This window comes from Pandoraea nosoerga (assembly GCF_902459585.1).
GTDB classification, from domain to species: Bacteria; Pseudomonadota; Gammaproteobacteria; order Burkholderiales; family Burkholderiaceae; genus Pandoraea; species Pandoraea nosoerga.
In genome coordinates this window covers 35,805-54,867 of the sequence record NZ_CABPSC010000001.1, presented here as the reverse complement: position 1 = coordinate 54,867, position 19,063 = coordinate 35,805, and the positions used below count along the sequence as shown (strand labels likewise).

The following is a 19,063-nucleotide window of genomic DNA, read 5'->3' as shown; positions in this document are numbered from 1 at the left end:
GACGTCTGTCAGTAGACAGCAACCTACAACTCCACGGAGAGACCAGAACGATGTTCCAGTTCCTGAAAAACAAGCTGTTGTTGGGCGTTGTGGCCGGCGTAGTGGCGGTCGGCATGACGATCGCGGACGCAGACGCCAAACGCGTTGGCGGCGGCCGGAGCATCGGCAAGCAGTCCAACACCGTGACGCAACGCCAGGCCACGCCGCAGCAACCGGCCCAGACGCCGGGCGCCGCGCCGCAACAGGCCGCCCCGGCCGCTGCCGGCGCAGGCGCCGCAGGTGCGGCCGCCGCTGCCAAGCCCGCCAACCGCTGGCTCGGACCGATCGCCGGTCTGGCTGCCGGTCTGGGGATCGCCGCACTGCTGTCGCACTTCGGTCTGGGCGGGGCGTTCGCGAGCATGATGGCCAACATCATCGTGATTGCGCTGATCGCCTTTGCCGTGATGTGGCTCATCCGCCGCCTGCGCGGCAACAAGTCGCAGACCCCGGCCTACGCCGGCGCCGGCAACGACGCGTCGAACGGCTCGCTGCGCCAGTCGTGGGAGAGCCAGCCGTCGGCCCAGCCGTCGCAGACCGCCGCACCGGCGCAACTGTCGTCGCTGCCGCAAGCCGCGGCGGCGGGCGCCGCCGGTGCCGCCGCTACGGGGCCGTTCGGCGTGCCGGCCGACTTCGATACCGAGGGCTTCCTGCGCAGCGCGAAGGTGTACTTCAACCGCCTGCAGGCCGCCTGGGACAAGGGCGATCAGGCCGACATCAACGAGTTCACCACGCCGCAGATGTTCGCGGAAATCAAGATGGATCTCGAAGAGCGCGGCAAGGCGACCAACCGTACCGACGTCGTGCAACTCGACGCCGAACTGCTCGGCATCGAGCAGTCGGCCACCGAATACATGGCGAGCGTTCGCTTCTCGGGGCTGATCCGCGAAGCCGAGGGTGCGCCGGCCGAGCCGTTCAACGAAGTGTGGAACCTGACCAAGCCGGTGACCGGTAACGGTGGCTGGGTGCTCGCCGGGATTCAGCAACTCAGCTAAGCTGGCGACGTTTTTGCCGTAACCTGCCTTACAATGAGAGCCCGCGCCGCAAGCGCGGGCTCTTTTGTTTCTGCCGTCCGCCTGTGCATGCCGGGCGGCGTCTTTCGGTGCGACCGGCGCCCCGCGCCGGCCGGCCGCCAAGCTCATGACCGTAGCCGCCAAAGCCTTTGCCGCCACCGTGAATCATCTGCTTGCCCGCGAACCGTGGGCTCGCGATCGTTTGCGCCAACACATCGGCGCGTCCGCCCGGCTGGCGATGTCCGCGATCGATCTGCGCCTGCGTGTGGGCGAGGACGGTTTTCTTGCCGCCGCCGACGGGGCCGTCCCCTGCGACGTCAGCATCTCGGTGCCGCCGGCAGCGCTGGCCGACTTCGCGAGCGGCGGGCAGGCCGCCGTCATGCGCCACGTCAAGATCGAGGGCGACGCCGAGTTCGCCAACACGGTGTCGTATCTCGCGCAGCATCTGCGCTGGGAAGTCGCCGAAGACCTGAGCCGGATCATCGGCGACGCCGCCGCGCATCGCGTCACCGAGACGGGCAAGGCGGCGGTGGCCGGCGCGCGCCGCACGGGCGAGACAATGGCCCGTTCGCTGGCCGACTACCTCGTGGAAGAGAACCCGATGCTCGTGGCGCGTGCGCGGCTCGACGCGATGCGCGCCGATATCGGCACGCTGCGCGACGACCTCGCCCGACTGGAGAAGCGCATCGAGAAGCTCGAGCGCACGCGTGGCGTGCGCACCGCGCCGCAGCCGGGCGTGGGTCTCGAGCGCGGCAAGGGAGGCCGCTGACCGATGCGCCTCCTGCGTCTGATCAAGATCTTCTTCGTCTGCTATCGATACGGGCTCGACGAGCTAGTGCTCTCGAGCATTCCCCACCCCTTCACGCGGGCGCTATTGCGCGTGCTGTCGTTCGGCCGCAGCGGGCTGCGCGCGCCGCGCGGCGCGCGCCTGCGACTCGCGCTCGAGTCGCTGGGCCCGATCTTCGTCAAGTTCGGCCAGGTGCTCTCGACGCGCCGCGACCTGATGCCGCCCGACATCGCGCTCGAACTGGCACGCCTGCAGGATCAGGTGCCGCCGTTCGACCCCGAGGTGGCGCGCGCGAGCATCGAGAAGTCGCTGGGGCGTCCGCTCGAGGAAGTCTTCGTGGAGTTCGAGCGCACGCCGGTCGCGAGCGCGTCCATCGCGCAGGTGCACTTCGCACGCATTCGCGACGGCGAGCACGCGGGCAAGGAAGTCGCGGTCAAGGTGCTGCGTCCGAACATGCTCGGCGTGATCGACAGCGATCTGGCGCTCATGCGCGATCTCGCCGGTTGGGTGGAGCGTCTGTGGCCGGACGGCAAGCGCCTGAAGCCGCGCGAAGTCGTCGCGGAGTTCGACAAGTACCTGCACGACGAACTCGACCTGATGCGCGAGGCCGCCAACGCGGCACAACTGCGCCGCAACTTCATCGATTCGGGCATGCTGATGGTGCCGGAGATCTATTGGGAATTCAGTTCCAGCTCCGTGCTCGTGATGGAGCGCATGCGCGGCGTGCCGATCAGTCAGATCGACGTGCTGCGCGAGGCGGGCGTCGACCTGAAGAAGCTCGCGCGCGAAGGCGTGGAGATCTTCTTCACGCAGTTCCTGCGCGACGGATTCTTCCACGCCGACATGCATCCGGGCAACATTCTGGTGAGCCTCGATGCCGACACGTTCGGACGCTACATCGCGCTCGACTGCGGTATCGTCGGGGCGCTCTCCGAGTTCGACAAGAACTATCTCGCGCAGAATTTCCTCGCGTTTTTCCGTCGCGACTATCACCGGGTGGCGTCGCTGCACCTGGAGTCCGGCTGGGTGCCGCCCGATACGCGCGTGGAGGAGCTCGAAGGGGCCATTCGTGCGGTGTGCGAGCCGTACTTCGATCGTCCGCTCAAGGAAATCTCGCTGGGACTGGTGCTCATGCGCCTGTTCCAGACGTCGCGCCGCTTCAATGTGGAAATTCAGCCGCAGCTCGTGCTGCTGCAAAAGACGCTGCTCAACATCGAAGGGCTGGGACGCCAGCTCGATCCGGATCTCGATCTGTGGAAGACGGCCAAGCCGTTCCTCGAGCGCTGGATGGCCGAGCAGATCGGGCCGCGCGGCTGGCTGGAGCGCCTCAAGGCCGAAGTGCCGCAATGGAGCAAGACGATGCCGCAGCTGCCGCGGCTCATCCATCAGGCACTGGCCTCGCATGCCCGCCCGCAGGACGACACGTTGCTGCTTGCGCTGCTCCAGGAGCAACGCCGCACCAACCGCCTGCTCACCGGCGCCTTCTGTCTCGTGGGCGGCATCGCCATCGGCGTGCTGATGGCGTTCGTCTGGTTGTACAGCTGAACCCGCCGCTCGCGTGCGGGCGCTGCGGCCCGTCCGGCTTGCCTGCGACCGGACGGCAATCGAATTTGCAATCATGCGTCGGCCGGCTCTGTCGGCCGATTTTTCGTCGGAAGGTGTCGTCGATGGCTGTCTTGCACAAGTTCCGCACGCCGCTTGCGGCTCCCAGGGACGAGGACCGTCCTGCGGGCGGCGCGTCGGGCGTTCCCGCCGGCTCGGCCAATTCCGCCGCCGGGTCCGCTGGGGCTGCTGGGGCCGCCGGATGCCCGCCAGCGGCTGCCCCTGCTTTTGCGACGCGAGATCCGTCGCGCGCGGAGTTCTGGAACGAGCGCTTCGCCAACGCCTTCATGCCCTGGGACGCCGCCGGCGTGCCGCAGGCATTGCGCGACTTCGTGGCGGGCGAGCCCGCGCCGCGCGCGACGCTGATCCCGGGCTGCGGCGCCGCGTATGAAGCCGCCTGGCTCGACGCCCAGGGCTGGCCGGTTCGCGCCATCGACTTCGCCCCGGCAGCCGTGGCCGCCGCCAGGGCGCAGTTGGGTCCGCGTGCGGCGCTGGTCGAACAGGCGGACTTTTTCACCTACACGCCGCCGTTCGCGCTCGACATGGTCTATGAGCGCGCATTTCTGTGCGCATTGCCGCGCACGATGTGGCAGGACTACGCGGTGCGCATGGCCCGGCTGCTGCCGTCGGGTGCTCGCCTTGCCGGCTTCTTTTTCCTGCGCGAGACGCCGAAAGGTCCGCCGTTCGGGATCGCCCCGCAGGCGCTCGAGACCTTGCTCGGCAAGGACTTCGTCTGCGAGGTCGACCGGCTTGTCACCGATTCGGTGCCGGTCTTCGCCGGCGCCGAGCACTGGATGGTGTGGCGGCGGCGGTGACGCCCGCCTGCGCCTTGGGGACGACTGCAAGGGGCGAGCGCGACGGCGCCGCAGCTTTGCGGCCAACTGCGCGCAACCTCATCAAGCGCCTGGGTATTTCCCGATATTTGCCACGATCTGACATCGGAATTGTGATTTTTTCCCCGCGCGCCGCCCACGCCGCTATAATCGGCCGAAAATTTTTTCGCCAGGTGGCAAAAACGGGCGCCCCCGAGCGCTGAATCGCATCAGCCCCGTCATGCACGACCTGATTTTCTGTTGCCCGGAAGGCTGCGGCCCATGGCTCGGTAACGTTGGCTCGGTTAGCTCGCGCGGCGGCCCTCATGCGGCCGGATCACGCCCTCGCCGTTAGCGTTGCCTCGCCGCGCTCGCCGCCCTGGGGCTTGGCTGGGGCCGCGTTATGCTGATCTGGTTTGTCATTCTGTATTGGGTCATTTCGGTGGCCATCGGGCTGCTGGCCGCCCTCAAGGTCCGCAATACCAAGGATTTCACCGTCGCCGGCCGCCGCTTGCCCTACGGCATGGTCATCGCCGTCGTGTTTGCCACGTGGTTCGGCTCGGAAGCCGTGCTCGGCATTCCGGCCACGTTCATCGGCGAAGGTCTGCGCGGCGTGGTCGCCGATCCGTTCGGCTCGTCGATGTGCCTGGTGCTCGTGGGCATGTTCTTCGCGCGCAAGCTGTATCGCATGAACCTCATGACGATCGGCGACTTCTACAAGCTCAAGTACAACCGCACGGTCGAAGTGGTGACGAGTATTGCGATCGTGATCTCGTACCTCGGTTGGGTCGGCGCGCAGATCAAGGCGCTCGGCCTCGTGTTCCACACGGTGTCGGGCGGCGCGATGTCGGAGCCGACCGGCATGATCATCGGCGCCATCTCGGTGCTCGCCTATACGCTGCTCGGCGGCATGATCTCGGTGGCCGTGACCGACTTCATCCAGATGATCATCATCGTCGTGGGGCTGGTGTACATCGCCGTGGAAGTCTCGGGCATGGTGCCGGGCGGCGCGAGCGCCGTGATCGCCCACGCCTCGGAGGCCGGCAAGTTCGTGTTTCTGCCGGAAATGAACCCGGCCGACGTGCTCGCGTTCATCGCCGCGGGCATTACCATGATGTTCGGCTCGATTCCCCAGCAGGACGTGTTCCAGCGCGTCATGTCGTCCAAGTCCGAGAACGTGGCGGTCGCCGGCTCGGTGACGGGCGGTGTGCTGTACTTCTTCTTCACGTTCATTCCGATCTTCCTGGCGTACTCGGCGCTGCTCATTGTGCCGTCGATGGTGCAGAAGTACATCGGCTCCGATCCGCAGCAGATTCTGCCGCAGTTGGTGCTCACCAGCGTGCCGGTGCTCGCGCAGGTGATGTTCTTCGGGGCACTGCTCTCGGCGATCAAGAGCTGCGCCTCGGCCACGCTGCTCGCGCCGTCGGTGACGTTCGCGGAGAACATCATCCGCCCGATGCTGCCCGGTCGCATCGACGACAAGCACCTGCTGCGCCTGATGCGGATCGTGGTCCTGTGCTTTACCGCGCTGGTGCTCGTCTACGCGCTCAATTCGAAGGCGTCGATCTTCCAGATGGTGGAGAGCGCGTACAAGGTCACGCTCGTGTGCTGCTTCGTCCCGCTCGCGTTCGGCCTGTACTGGAAGCGTTCGAGCTCGCTGGGCGGCACGCTGGCCGTGTTCGCCGGCCTGCTCGTGTGGATCGGCTGTGAAATGTTCGCGCCCGACGCGCTGGTGCCGCCGCAACTGGCCGGCCTGCTGGCCTCGATCACGGGGATGGTCGTCGGCTCCCTCGTGCAGCCGGCGTCGCAGCGTGAGCCGGAGCAGCAGATCTCGACGATTTGAGGTCTTCAGGCGGAAAGTGAGTGCCCGCTAATATGACGGGGTTCGCCAGTCGCACGTCGGCCGTCGGCGGGCATGAAGGCGAAAGGGCGGCCGGCGCCGTCCTTCGCCACATCTTGGGCGGGCCGTCGCGCGGCATTCCCGACGATTGCGGCGATCGCCGCACTGACGCCATCTCTTGATCTCGCCCGCCCGCGCCCCCATATTCTCCGGACAAATCCCGAAAGCCTTGTGAAGCGGTTATAATTCAAGGCTTTGCGTGTCTTTTTCCGTCGGAAAGAAGAAAGAATCATGCCTATCTATGCCTATCGTTGCGAAACATGCGGTTTCGCCAAGGATGTGCTGCAAAAAATGAGCGATGACCCGCTCACCCAATGCCCGGAATGCGGCAAGGACTCGTTTCGCAAGCAGGTGACGGCTGCCGGGTTCCAGCTCAAGGGGTCCGGGTGGTATGTGACCGACTTCCGCGGCGGTTCGGGCGGCGCAAGCGCTACGGCGTCCGGCCCGGCGGCGGCATCGGCCGCGGCGCCTTCGGGCGAGAGCGCGTCGTCGGCCGGCGGCGAGTCGTCGAGTGCCTCGGCGGCCTCGTGCGGCGGCGGTTGTGCCTGTCACTGAGCCTGCCGACAATGGATTGGCCGGCGCGTCCGGCCAGTTGACCCGGCGCGCACGTTCGCGCCGAATTCCCTAGCCCCGCCCACATTCGCGAGTCCTGCCATGAGCGTCAAAAAACCCGCGTTGAAGACGATTTTCCTCACCGGCCTGCTGGTGCTGGTGCCCCTCGCGATCACGCTGTGGGTGTTGGGCCTGATCATCGGCACGATGGACCAGACGCTGCTCCTGCTGCCCGACGAATGGCAGCCGTCGCGCCTCATCGGCATGCGCGTGCCGGGCTTCGGCGTGGTGGTCACGCTGGCCTTCGTGTTCGTCGTCGGTCTTCTGGCGCATAATTTCATTGGCCAGAAGCTGGTCGGCTGGTGGGAGGCCGTGCTCACGCGCATTCCCATCGTCGGACCGCTCTATGGCAGCGTCAAGCAGGTCTCCGATACGCTGCTGTCGAGCAGCGGCAACGCGTTTCGCAAGGCGCTGCTCGTGCGGTACCCGCACGCGGATTCCTGGACCATCGCTTTCCTGACCGGCGCGCCGGGCGGCGACGTGGTCAATCACTTGCAGGGCGAGTACGTAAGCGTCTACGTGCCGACGACGCCCAACCCGACCTCGGGCTTCTTCCTGATGATGCGGGCGAGCGACGTCGTCGAGCTTGACATGAGCGTCGACGCCGCCCTCAAGTACATCGTATCGATGGGCGTGGTGGCGCCCGCCCACAACCCGCGCCAGCAACGTCCCGGCCCGCTCCTGTGAGCCACCGGGATTCACCGGCGTCATTTCTTGAAAATCGGAACAGCAAAATGTCCATGCGTACCTCCTACTGCGGTCTGGTGACCGAGCAACAACTGGGCCAAACGGTCAAGCTTTGTGGCTGGGTCAATCGCCGCCGTGATCACGGCGGGGTCATCTTCATCGACCTGCGCGATCGCGAAGGTCTGGTGCAGGTCGTGTGCGATCCGGATCGCGCGGAGATGTTCAAGGCCGCTGAAGGCCTGCGCAATGAATTCTGCGTGCAGGTCACGGGTCTCGTGCGCGCCCGCCCGGCGGGCACCGAGAACGCCAACCTCACGAGCGGCAAGATCGAAGTGCTGTGCCACGAACTCCAGGTGCTCAACGCCTCGGTGACGCCCCCGTTCCAACTCGACGACGAGAACCTGTCGGAGACCACGCGCCTGACGCATCGTGTGCTGGATCTGCGCCGCCCGCAGATGCAATACAACCTGCGCCTGCGCTACAAGGTGGCGATGGAAGTGCGCAAGTATCTCGACGCGCAAGGCTTCATCGACATCGAGACCCCGATGCTCACCAAGAGCACGCCGGAAGGCGCGCGCGACTACCTGGTGCCCTCGCGTGTGAACGCGGGCCAGTTCTTCGCGCTGCCGCAGTCGCCGCAACTCTTCAAGCAACTGCTGATGGTCGCCGGCTTCGACCGCTACTACCAGATCACCAAGTGCTTCCGCGACGAAGACCTGCGTGCCGACCGTCAGCCGGAGTTCACGCAGATCGACTGCGAAACCTCGTTCCTCTCCGAGCAGGAAATTCGCGATCTGTTCGAGAACATGATCCGTCATGTGTTCAAGGAAGCCATCGGCGTCGAGCTCGACGCCAAGGTGCCGGTCATGGAGTACGCCGAAGCCATGCGCCGCTTCGGCTCGGACAAGCCGGACCTGCGCGTGAAGCTCGAATTCACCGAGTTGACCGACGTGATGGCCGACGTGGACTTCAAGGTGTTCTCCGTGCCGGCCACGACCGAAGGCGGCCGCGTGGTCGCGCTGCGCGTGCCGGGCGGCGCCGAGATCTCGCGCAGCGAGATCGACGCGTACACCGAATTCGTGAAGATCTACGGCGCGAAGGGCCTGGCCTGGATCAAGGTCAATGAAGTGGCCAAGGGCCGCGACGGTCTGCAAAGCCCGATCGTGAAGAACCTGCACGACGCCGCCATCGCCTCGATTCTCGAGCGCACCGGCGCGCAGGACGGCGACATCATCTTCTTCGGCGCGGACAAGGCGAAGATCGTCAACGACGGTATCGGCGCACTGCGCCTGAAGATCGGTCACTCGGAGTTCGGCAAGAGCCACGGCCTGTTCGAAGCGGGCTGGCGTCCGCTGTGGGTCGTCGACTTCCCGATGTTCGAGTACGACGAGGAAGACGCCCGCTGGGTGGCGTGCCACCACCCGTTCACGAGCCCGAAGGACGAGCACATCGATTATCTCGAGTCCGATCCGGGCAAGTGCCTGGCGAAGGCCTACGACATGGTGCTCAACGGCTGGGAAATCGGCGGCGGTTCGGTCCGAATCTTCCAGGAAGACGTGCAGAGCAAGGTGTTCCGTGCGCTCAAGCTCGGCGAGGAAGAAGCCCGTGCGAAGTTCGGCTTCCTGCTCGACGCGCTGCAGTATGGCGCGCCGCCGCATGGCGGCATCGCGTTCGGTCTGGACCGCATCATCACGATGATGGCCGGCGCCGATTCGATCCGCGACGTGATCGCCTTCCCGAAGACGCAACGCGCGCAGGATCTGCTCACGCAGGCGCCGTCGCCCGTGGACGAGCGTCAACTGCGCGAGCTGCACATCCGTCTGCGTCAGCCGGAAGCGCCGAAGGCCTGACGAATGCCCTGGCGCCGGTCTTCCCCAAGGCCGACGCACCGCATTCCCGACCCCCTGTGCCGGAAGGCAAGGGGGTTTTTCTTTTGCCGACGATTCGCCGTGATACCTCGCATCACGGCATCGACGCCGCGCATTTGCCCATTACAATGAGGCACCCAAGCCGATTCCGATCGAGTCATCGCTGCCCGCATGAAGCCGTTCAAGATTCCCGAATCCGTACTCGTCGTGATCTATACGCCGTCGCTCGACGTGCTGCTCATCGAGCGCGCGGATGCGCCGGGCTTCTGGCAGTCCGTGACCGGCAGCAAGGATCGCATCGACGAGCCGCTGGCCGAGACGGCGACGCGTGAAGTGTTCGAGGAGACCGGCATTCGCGTCGGCGCCGGCGGGGCCGTCCCCGCCAGTGCGCTCACCGACTGGCGCCACCAGATTCAATACAACATCTACGAGCGATGGGCGCATCGCTATGCGCCGGGCGTCACGCGCAACACCGAGCACTGGTTCGGGCTGTGCGTGCCCGAGAACACGCCCGTCACGCTCGCGCCGCGCGAGCACGTCGCCTATGCGTGGATGCCCTGGGAGGCGGCCGCCGCCCGGTGCTTCTCGCCATCGAACGGCGACGCCATCCTGCAGTTGCCTTCGCGCGTGCGCTAGCCGCCGCATTGCGCGCCGATGAGCAAATACCTGCCGTTCACGCACGACAATCACCTGACGCTGCTCTATCTCGGTCAGGAATACTTCACCGCGCTCATCGACGCCATCGACAACGCCACGCGCGAGGTCGCGCTCGAGACGTACATCTTCGAAGCGGACGATGCCGGCCAGAATGTCTCGGCTGCCCTGCAGCGCGCCGCGCAACGGGGAGTCGCCGTGCGCGTGATCACCGACGGCATCGGCACGAGCCGGCGTCTTGCGTACTTCAACGACTGGCGCGAAGCCGGCGTGATGCATCGCATCTACAACCCGCATCTGTTTGGCAGGTTCGGTTTTTCGCGCACGCACCGCAAGCTCGCGGTCATCGATCATGCGGTGGCGTTCGTGGGCGGCATCAACATCATCGACGACTACAACGGCGGGGGCGGCGTGCGCATGGACGACCCGCGCTGGGACTTCGCCGTGCAATGCCGCGGCCCGATCGTGGCCGAGATCGCCATCGCGTTCCATATTCAGTGGCTGCGTCTCGCGCCGGGCTATCTGGGCACGCCGTTCCGGCATCGGCACCACGGATTGCGCGGGCGCCTGCACGCGCCCTACGCCGGCCAGGCGGCGTTCGTCGCACGGGATAACCTGCACAATCGCCGCGCCGTCGAAAAGGCCTATCTGATGGCGCTGGGGCGCGCGCGCCACGAGGTCTGGCTCGCGAACCCGTATTTCGTGCCGGGCCGGCGCCTGCGGCGTGCGCTCACGCAAGCCGCGCGCCGCGGCGTGGCGGTGCATCTGCTCATCGGCCGCAAGGAATTCCGGCTGCTCGATACGGCGGTGCCCTGGCTCTACGCCAAGCTGCTCGACGCCGGCGTGCGTATCGGCGAGTACGATATGCGCCAACTGCACGGCAAGGTTGCCGTGGTCGACGACGTCTGGGCGACGGTGGGCTCCTCCAATCTCGACGCGCTGTCGCTCTTCCTCAATCACGAGGCCAACGTGGTCGTGCTCGACGACCCCGTGGTCATCCAGTTGCGGGACCACATCCGGCGGGCGTTCGCCGACGCGCGCCTGATCGATCCCGCCCGCTACGGCGAGCGCTCGCGCTGGCGGCGCTTTCACCAATGGCTGGCCTATCGCCTGTATCGGCTGGCGATGAAAGTCCTCACGCGCTGGAAATACGACTGAATCGGCGTGCCTGCGGCCGCTCGGGCGCAGCGTATCGCCCGAAATCGATTAGGTATTCCGATCTAATAAATTCCTTGTTCGCCCATGGGCGTCCCCCAATAATAGGACGGCCGTTCGATTTTTTGGTTAGCATCGGAGAACGGATAACCAAAGCGATGCCATACACATGCGAAAGGGTGAACAGACACGTGCCGCGATCCTCAATGCCGCGCTCGAATTGGCGGGGCGGGACGGACTCGAAGGGCTGACGATCGGCTTGCTGGCCGATCGCATGCAAATGAGCAAGAGCGGCGTCTTCGCGCATTTCGGTTCGCGCGAGGACTTGCAGATCGAGGTGCTGCGCGAATACCAGCGGCGCTTCGAGCAGGAGGTGTTCGCGCCCAGCATGGAGGCGCCGCGCGGGCTGCCGCGACTCAGGGCGCTGGTGGATCGCTGGATGGACAAGCGCATTCGCGAAGTCACGACGGGCTGCATCTACATCAGCGGCGCCGTCGAATACGACGATCGCGCGGCCAGTCCGGTGCGCGAAGCCCTGGTGAAGAGTGTGCGGCTGTGGCGCTCGGCCCTGCTGCGCGCGATCACGCAGGCGAAGGAGGAGGGGCATCTGCGTGCGGACACCGATCCGCGTCTGATGCTCTTCGAGATGTACAGCCTGACGCTCGGCCTGCATCACGATGCGCGCTTCCTGCGGGAGGCGGGCGCCGTGGAGATGACCCGGGTGGCACTGGAAAAACTGATTTCGTCTTATCAGCGCGGGTAAGGCGCGAGCCGTCCGCGATTCGATTCGATTTGTTCGGAGGAGTAGGTCATGGGACAGTACAACGCGCCGCTGCGCGACATGCAATTCGTTCTGCACGAACTGCTGGGCGTGGAAAACGAATTGAAGGCATTGCCGAAACACGCGGACATCGATGCCGATACCATCAATCAGGTGCTCGAAGAAGCCGGCAAGTTCTGTAGCGAAGTGATCTTCCCGCTCAATCAGGTGGGCGATCGCGAAGGCTGCAAGTACGAAGGCGACGGCGTGGTGAGCACGCCCACGGGCTTCAAGGCCGCCTACCAGCAATACGTCGAAGCCGGCTGGCCCGCCCTTGCGTGCGATCCGGAGTTCGGCGGTCAGGGTCTGCCGCAGGTCGTGAACAACGCCCTGTACGAAATGCTCAACTCGGCCAATCAGGCCTGGACGATGTATCCGGGCCTCTCGCACGGCGCCTACGAGTGCCTGCACGCGCACGGCACGCCGGAGCAACAGGCGACCTATCTGCCGAAGATCGTCTCGGGCGAATGGACCGGCACGATGTGCCTGACCGAACCGCACTGTGGCACCGACCTGGGCATGCTGCGCACGAAGGCCGAGCCGAACGGCGATGGTTCGTACAGCATCTCGGGCACGAAAATCTTCATCTCGGCCGGCGAGCATGACATGGCCGCGAACATCATTCACCTGGTGCTGGCGCGTCTGCCCGATGCGCCGCCGGGAACGAAGGGCATCTCGCTGTTCGTCGTGCCGAAGTTCATCCCGGACGCGAACGGCGCACCGGGCGAGCGCAACGGCATCAAGTGCGGCTCGATCGAGCACAAGATGGGCATTCACGGCAATGCCACCTGCGTGATGAATCTCGACGGCGCGAAGGGCTGGCTCGTGGGCGAGCCGAACAAGGGCCTGAACGCCATGTTCGTGATGATGAACGCCGCACGCCAGGGCGTGGGCATGCAGGGGCTCGGCCTCACCGAAGTCGCTTATCAGAACTCGCTCGCCTATGCGAAGGAGCGCATCCAGATGCGCTCTCTCACCGGCCCCAAGGCGCCGGACAAGCCTGCAGACCCGATCATCGTGCACCCCGACGTGCGCCGCATGCTGCTCACGCAGAAGGCCTATGTCGAAGGCGGCCGCGCGTTCTCGTACTGGACCGCGCTGCACATCGACAAGGAGCTCTCGCATGCCGACGAAGCGCAGCGCAAGGAGGCCGCCGATCTCGTCGCACTGCTCACGCCCATCATCAAGGCGTTCCTGACCGATAACGCGTTTGAGTGCACGAACCACGCGCTGCAGATCTACGGTGGCCACGGCTTCATTTCCGAGTGGGGCATGGAGCAGTACGTGCGCGACGCGCGCATCAACATGATCTACGAAGGCACCAACTCGATCCAGGCGCTCGACCTGCTCGGCCGCAAGGTGCTCGGCGACATGGGCGCGAAGCTCAAGAAGTTCGGCAAGATCGTGCAGGACTTCGTCGAGGCCGAAGGCGTGAAGGAAGAGATGCAGGAGTTCGTCAACCCGCTCGCGGACATCGGCGACAAGGTCCAGAAGCTGACGATGGAAATCGGCATGAAGGCGATGGCCAATCCGGACGAGGTGGGCGCGGCGAGCGTGCCGTATCAGCGCGTGGTCGGCCATCTCGTGTTCGCGTACTTCTGGGCGCGCATGGCCCGCATTGCGCTCGACAAGCAAGGCAGCGGCGACAAGTTCTACGAATCGAAGCTCGCCACGGCGCGCTTTTACTTCGCCAAGCTGCTGCCGGAGACCGCGTCGCAAATCCGCATGGCCCGTGCCGGCGCGAAGACGCTGATGGATATCGACGTCGACCTGTTCTGAGAGCGGAGGAGATTACCGTGAGCCAAACCAACAAACCCCTGGTCGTCCGCAAGGTCGCCGTGCTCGGCGCCGGCGTGATGGGCGCGCAGATCGCCGCGCATCTGGTCAATGCGAAAGTGCCCGTCGTGCTGTTCGATCTGCCGGCCAAGGAAGGCCCGAAGAACGGCATCGTCACGCGCGCCATCGAAGGCCTCAAGAAGCTGAGCCCGGCGCCGTTCGCCGACAAGGCCGATGCGCAGTACATCGAGGCGGCCAACTATGAGGACGACCTCGCCCGGCTGGGCGAATGCGACGTGGTGATCGAAGCCATCGCCGAGCGCATGGACTGGAAGCACGACCTGTACAAGAAGGTCGCGCCGCACCTGGCCGCGCATGCGATCTTCGCCTCGAACACGTCGGGGCTGTCGATCACCGAACTCTCGGAGGGCTTCGACGCCGACCTGAAGGCGCGCTTTTGCGGCGTGCATTTCTTCAACCCGCCGCGCTACATGCATCTGGTCGAACTGATCCCGACGGCGGCCACCGAGCCGGCGATCCTCGATCAGCTCGAAACGTTCCTCACGTCCACGCTCGGCAAAGGCGTGGTGCGCGCAAAGGATACGCCGAACTTCATCGCGAACCGCGTGGGCATCTTCTCGATCCTGGCGGTGTTCGCCGAGGCGCAGAAGTACGGCATTGCGTTCGACGTCGTCGACGACCTGACCGGCAGCAAGCTCGGCCGCGCCAAGTCGGCCACGTTCCGCACGGCCGACGTGGTCGGTCTCGATACGATGGCCCATGTCATCAAGACGATGCAGGACAACCTCAAGGACGACCCGTTCTACCCGACCTACGCCACCCCGCCGGTGCTCAAGGCGCTCGTGGAGAAGGGCGCGCTGGGGCAGAAAACGGGGGCGGGCTTCTACAAGAAGGAAGGCAAGGTCATCAAGGTCCTTGACCCGCAGTCGGGCGAATACGTCGAGTCGGGCAAGAAGGCCGACGAAATGGTGGTACGCATGTTGAAGAAGGCGCCGGCCGAGCGGCTGCGCCTGCTGCGCGAATCGACCCACCCGCAGGCGCAGTTCCTGTGGGCGGTGTTCCGCGACGTGTTTCACTACATCGGCGTGTATCTCGAGCAGATTGCCGAGAGCGCGCGCGACGTGGACTTTGCGATCCGCTGGGGTTTCGGCTGGAGCACGGGGCCGTTCGAGGACTGGCAGGCCGCCGGCTGGAAGGACGTCGCCCAGTGGGTGCAGGAAGACATCGACGCGGGCAAGGCCCTGTCGAGCGCGCCGCTGCCCAAGTGGGTCACCAGCGGCAAGGTCGCCGAAGCCGGTGGTGTGCATACCGCACAGGGCGCTTATGCGCCGGCGAAAGACGCCTTCGTGCCGCGCAGCACGCTGCCGGTGTACCAGCGCCAGGTGTTCCCGGCTTCGCTCGTGGGCGAAGCGGGCAACGATCCGCGCAAGTTCGGCAAGACCATCGAGGAGAACGACGCCGTGCGCGTGTGGGTCGACGACACGCCGGGCCAGGACGACGTGCTCATCGTCTCGTTCAAGTCGAAAATGAACACGATCGGCCCGGACGTCATCGACGGTCTGACGCGCGCCATCGATCTGGCCGAGCAGCAGTACCGCGCGGTGGTGGTGTGGCAGCCGACGTCGCTGCAGCTCGGCGCGCCGGGCGGTCCGTTCTCGGCCGGCGCCGATTTGGCCGCCGCGATGCCGGCGTTCATGATGGGCGGTGCGAAGGGCATCGAGCCCTTCATCAAGAAATTCCAGGACGGCATGATGCGCGTGAAGTATGCGCAGGTGCCGGTCGTCTCGGCGGTGTCCGGTATTGCGCTGGGCGGCGGCTGCGAGTTGTTGCTCCATAGCGCCAAGCGCGTGGCCGCGCTCGAGAGCTACATCGGTCTGGTGGAGGTCGGCGTGGGCCTCGTGCCGGGCGGCGGCGGCCTGAAGGAAGCCGCCATTCGCGCGGCCGAGGCCGCGCAGGCAGCCGGCAGCGTGCAATACCTCCAGTTCGTGACGAAGTCGTTTACCAATGCGGCCATGGCGAAGGTCTCGAGCTCCGCGCTCGACGCACGCGAGATGGGCTACCTCAAGCCGTCGGACACGATCGTCTACAACGTGCACGAACTGTTGTCGGTCGCCCGCAACGAGGCGCGCGCGCTGGCCATGGCCGGCTATCGGCCGCCGCTCAAGCCAGCCGGCATTCCGGTGGCGGGCCGCTCGGGCATCTCGACGATCAAGGCCCAGCTCGTGAACATGCGCGACGGCAACTTCATCTCGGCGCACGACTTCCTGATCGCCTCGCGCATCGCCGAAGCCGTGTGCGGCGGCGACGTCGAAGCGGGCAGCCTCGTGAACGAAGAATGGCTGCTGGCGCTCGAGCGTCGCGCCTTCATCGACCTGCTGGGCACGTCGAAGACCCAGGAACGCATCATGGGCATGCTGCAAACCGGCAAGCCGGTGCGCAACTAAGCCGATCGGAGACTGACATGAGCAAACAACTGCAAGACGCCTACATCGTTGCCGCCACCCGCGCGCCGATCGGCAAGGCACCGAAGGGCAGCTACAAGAACACGCGTCCGGACGACCTGCTCGCGACCATCCTGAAGAGCACGCTCGCGCAGGTGCCCGATCTCGATCCGAAAGTGATCGAGGACGCGATCATTGGCTGCGCCATTCCCGAAGCGCAGCAGGGCCTGAACGTGGCGCGCATCGGCGCGCTGCTCTCCGGGCTGCCCAACACGGTGGGCGGCGTGACCGTCAACCGCTTCTGCGCCTCGGGCCTTACGGCGCTGGCCATGGCCGCCGACCGCATCCGCGTGGGTGAAGCCGACGCGATGATCGCGGGCGGCGTCGAGAGCATGAGCATGGTGCCGATGATGGGCAACACGCCCTCGCTCTCTCCGTCGATCTTCGAGCGCGACGAGAACGTGGGCATTGCCTATGGCATGGGGCTGACCGCCGAGAAGGTCGCGCAGCAGTGGGGCGTGTCGCGCGAAGCGCAGGACGCCTTTGCGCTGGCCTCGCACCAGAAGGCCATCAAGGCGCAGCAGGCCGGCGAGTTCGCGAACGAGATCACGCCCATCGAGATCGTCGAGCGTTTCCCGAACCTCGCGACGGGCGAGGTTGCGGTCAAGACGCGCACACTCTCGCTCGACGAGGGGCCGCGCCCCGATACGTCGATCGAAGGCCTGGCCAAGCTGCGTCCGGTGTTCGCGAACAAGGGTTCGGTCACGGCGGGCAACAGCTCGCAGACGTCGGACGGCGCCGGCGCGCTGCTCGTCGTGAGCGAGAAGATCCTCAAGCAATTCAACCTTACGCCGCTCGCGCGCTTCGTGTCGTTCGCCGTGCGCGGCGTGCCGCCCGAGATCATGGGCATCGGCCCCAAGGAGGCCATTCCGGCCGCGCTGCGCGCCGCGGGGCTGACGCAGGACCAGATGGACTGGATCGAGCTGAACGAAGCGTTTGCCGCACAGGCGCTGGCCGTCATCAAGGATCTCGACCTGGACACGAGCAAGGTCAACCCGATGGGCGGCGCCATTGCGCTGGGTCACCCGCTTGGCGCCACCGGGGCGATTCGCGCGGCGACCGTGGTGCACGCGCTGCGCCGTCATAACCTGAAGTACGGCATGGTCACGATGTGCGTGGGCACCGGCATGGGCGCGGCGGGGATTCTCGAGCGCATGTAAGCCGGTCACCGCTCGGGAGCAAGCGCGATCATGCATCCCACGATGCCGTGGTGCTGTGCTGGCACCCGGCACTGACGATCCGAGGCGCCGGGGTGTGGCCGTGCGAATGCGCAGCCGCCCCCGGCGTTTTTTCATACCGCAGGCGGCGCATGGGCCGGCGGCGGGGCGTTCCCCCAAGGAGACAAACGAGATGGAAGACGTATTGGTGCAGCGCCAGGGCGCGGTGCAGGTGCTGACCTTCAACCGCGCGCACAAGAAAAACGCAATTACCGCCGCGATGTACCAGGCGCTGGCCGACGGCATCAACGAGGCGGAGGCCGACGCCTCGCTGCGCGTGATCCTGATCCAGGGGCAGCCCGAGGCATTCTCCGCGGGCAACGACCTCGAGGACTTCCTCAAGCATCCGCCGAAGGACGAGGACGCCCCCGTGTTCCAGTTCCTGCGCGCCATCAGCCAGGCGAGCAAGCCGATCGTGGCCGCCGTGGCCGGCAACGCCGTGGGCGTGGGCACGACGCTGCTGCTGCACTGCGACGTCGTCTACGCTGCCGAGACGGCGCGGTTCTCGCTGCCGTTCTCGCAACTGGCGCTGTGTCCCGAAGCAGCGTCGAGCTGGTTGCTGCCGCGCGTGGCGGGGTATCAGCGCGCCGCCGAGAAGCTGCTGTTCGGCGAGCCGTTCGACGTGAGTGAGGCGGTGGCCATGGGTTTCGTCAATCGCATCGTGCCGGCCGCCGAGCTCGCCGACTATGCGGCCGGACGGGCCGCACAGCTGGCCGCCATGCCGGCCGCGTCGCTGCACGCGACCAAGCAGTTGATGAAGGGCGACAGCGCGCGCGACGTGCAGGAGCGCATCCGCGAGGAAGCGCTGGAGTTCGGCAAGCGGCTGATCTCGCCCGAGGCGCGCGAGGCGTTCACGGCCTTCTTCGAGAAGCGAAAACCGGATTTCAGCCAGTTCTCGTGAGCCCGCCCGCCGCTCGGCCGGGCCGGCATGCCAGCGCGCTCACGCCGGTGCGTCGAGCTTGGGCAGCGGGCGCGGGCGGCGGTCCTCGTCGGTGGCCACGTAGGTGACCATCGCCTCGGTGACTTTGACGATCTCGTGCGACAGGCGCATGCGCTGCGCATATGCCTCGACGTAGACGGTGATCGACGTGTTTCCCGTCTTCACGATGGTCGCGTAAAAGCTCAGCAGATCGCCGACGAAGACCGGCTCCTTGAACAGGAACGAGTTGACGGCGATGGTGGCTACCCGGCCGTTGGCGCGCTGGGCCGCCGGAATGGAGCCGGCGATGTCGACTTGCGACATGATCCAGCCGCCGAAGACGTCGCCGTGGGCGTTGGCGTCGGCGGGCATCGGCATCACGCGCAACGCCAGTTGTTTTTCTTCGGGCAGGGCCGTGAGGGCAGGGGTCGGGGTACTCATGAGATTCCTTGCGTGAGCCGGGGGAGCCGGAAAAGTCCGGCGGGCCGGGAAACACGGCGAAGCGCGCGTCATACCCGACGGCCGGACTGGCGCGGGCCTCGGAGGGCCGCTGCGCAGCCCGCCGAGGCGGGAGCTCACCCGGCGCCGGCTCAGCATGAGACGCCGGGTTCTGCGAAAATACGCCATCGACGATTTTAGCGGAAAGCCCTCGCGCGAGCCGGACGCCGCCCCCCCACTTCATC

At 66.1% G+C, this 19,063-nt stretch carries 16 protein-coding genes; 15 read left to right on the top strand and 1 reads right to left on the bottom strand.

The genetic code is table 11. The features are described from left to right. Positions 1 to 50: 50 nt before the first annotated feature. The 15 genes from PNO31109_RS00260 to PNO31109_RS00190 all read left to right on the top strand — a co-directional run bounded on the left by PNO31109_RS00260 (position 51) and on the right by PNO31109_RS00190 (position 18,362). On the top strand, positions 51 to 1,031 hold the full coding sequence (locus tag PNO31109_RS00260; RefSeq protein ID WP_150553643.1) for a Tim44 domain-containing protein: 981 nt from the start codon (positions 51 to 53) through the stop codon (positions 1,029 to 1,031). 145 nt (positions 1,032 to 1,176) lie between these two features. Then, a complete protein-coding gene (locus PNO31109_RS00255; protein ID WP_174966223.1) occupies positions 1,177 to 1,818 on the top strand; it encodes a ubiquinone biosynthesis accessory factor UbiJ in 642 nt (213 codons plus the stop codon). Between the two features lie 3 nt (positions 1,819 to 1,821). Further along, a complete protein-coding gene (ubiB, locus tag PNO31109_RS00250; RefSeq protein WP_150553642.1) occupies positions 1,822 to 3,381 on the top strand; it encodes a ubiquinone biosynthesis regulatory protein kinase UbiB in 1,560 nt (519 codons plus the stop codon). Between the two features lie 122 nt (positions 3,382 to 3,503). Further along, positions 3,504 to 4,253 carry a methyltransferase domain-containing protein gene (locus PNO31109_RS00245; protein WP_150553641.1) on the top strand — a complete coding sequence of 250 codons (750 nt, stop codon included), beginning with the start codon at positions 3,504 to 3,506 and terminating at the stop codon, positions 4,251 to 4,253. Positions 4,254 to 4,653: 400 nt separating this feature from the next. Beyond that, complete coding sequence (locus tag PNO31109_RS00240; RefSeq protein WP_150553640.1) at positions 4,654 to 6,093, top strand: high affinity choline transporter 1; 1,440 nt, start codon at positions 4,654 to 4,656, stop codon at positions 6,091 to 6,093. Between the two features lie 288 nt (positions 6,094 to 6,381). Next, entirely contained in the window at positions 6,382 to 6,705 is a 324-nt protein-coding gene (locus PNO31109_RS00235) for an FmdB family zinc ribbon protein (protein ID WP_150553639.1), read from the top strand. 99 nt (positions 6,706 to 6,804) lie between these two features. Next, entirely contained in the window at positions 6,805 to 7,449 is a 645-nt protein-coding gene (locus PNO31109_RS00230; RefSeq protein ID WP_039408262.1) for a DUF502 domain-containing protein, read from the top strand. Positions 7,450 to 7,496: 47 nt separating this feature from the next. Then, positions 7,497 to 9,299, top strand: a complete 1,803-nt coding sequence (aspS, locus tag PNO31109_RS00225; protein WP_150553638.1) for an aspartate--tRNA ligase — start codon at positions 7,497 to 7,499, stop codon at positions 9,297 to 9,299. A gap of 189 nt (positions 9,300 to 9,488) precedes the next feature. Beyond that, positions 9,489 to 9,953, top strand: coding sequence for a dihydroneopterin triphosphate diphosphatase (gene nudB / locus PNO31109_RS00220; RefSeq protein WP_150553637.1), 465 nt, complete (start codon positions 9,489 to 9,491; stop codon positions 9,951 to 9,953). A gap of 18 nt (positions 9,954 to 9,971) precedes the next feature. Beyond that, positions 9,972 to 11,129, top strand: coding sequence for a cardiolipin synthase ClsB (clsB, locus tag PNO31109_RS00215; protein WP_150553636.1), 1,158 nt, complete (start codon positions 9,972 to 9,974; stop codon positions 11,127 to 11,129). 166 nt (positions 11,130 to 11,295) lie between these two features. After that, complete coding sequence (locus tag PNO31109_RS00210; RefSeq protein WP_150553635.1) at positions 11,296 to 11,889, top strand: TetR/AcrR family transcriptional regulator; 594 nt, start codon at positions 11,296 to 11,298, stop codon at positions 11,887 to 11,889. Between the two features lie 48 nt (positions 11,890 to 11,937). After that, positions 11,938 to 13,725, top strand: a complete 1,788-nt coding sequence (locus PNO31109_RS00205; RefSeq protein ID WP_150553634.1) for an acyl-CoA dehydrogenase C-terminal domain-containing protein — start codon at positions 11,938 to 11,940, stop codon at positions 13,723 to 13,725. A gap of 17 nt (positions 13,726 to 13,742) precedes the next feature. Continuing rightward, positions 13,743 to 16,187 carry a 3-hydroxyacyl-CoA dehydrogenase/enoyl-CoA hydratase family protein gene (locus PNO31109_RS00200; protein ID WP_150553633.1) on the top strand — a complete coding sequence of 815 codons (2,445 nt, stop codon included), beginning with the start codon at positions 13,743 to 13,745 and terminating at the stop codon, positions 16,185 to 16,187. A 17-nt stretch (positions 16,188 to 16,204) separates the two neighbouring features. Next, on the top strand, positions 16,205 to 17,404 hold the full coding sequence (locus PNO31109_RS00195) for an acetyl-CoA C-acyltransferase (protein WP_150553632.1): 1,200 nt from the start codon (positions 16,205 to 16,207) through the stop codon (positions 17,402 to 17,404). A gap of 190 nt (positions 17,405 to 17,594) precedes the next feature. Next, positions 17,595 to 18,362 carry an enoyl-CoA hydratase gene (locus tag PNO31109_RS00190; RefSeq protein WP_150553631.1) on the top strand — a complete coding sequence of 256 codons (768 nt, stop codon included), beginning with the start codon at positions 17,595 to 17,597 and terminating at the stop codon, positions 18,360 to 18,362. Positions 18,363 to 18,401: 39 nt separating this feature from the next. Here the strand turns inward: PNO31109_RS00190 and PNO31109_RS00185 are convergent, their stop codons facing one another. After that, on the bottom strand, positions 18,402 to 18,821 hold the full coding sequence (locus tag PNO31109_RS00185) for an acyl-CoA thioesterase (protein WP_150553630.1): 420 nt from the start codon (positions 18,819 to 18,821) through the stop codon (positions 18,402 to 18,404). Positions 18,822 to 19,063 lie beyond the last annotated feature (242 nt).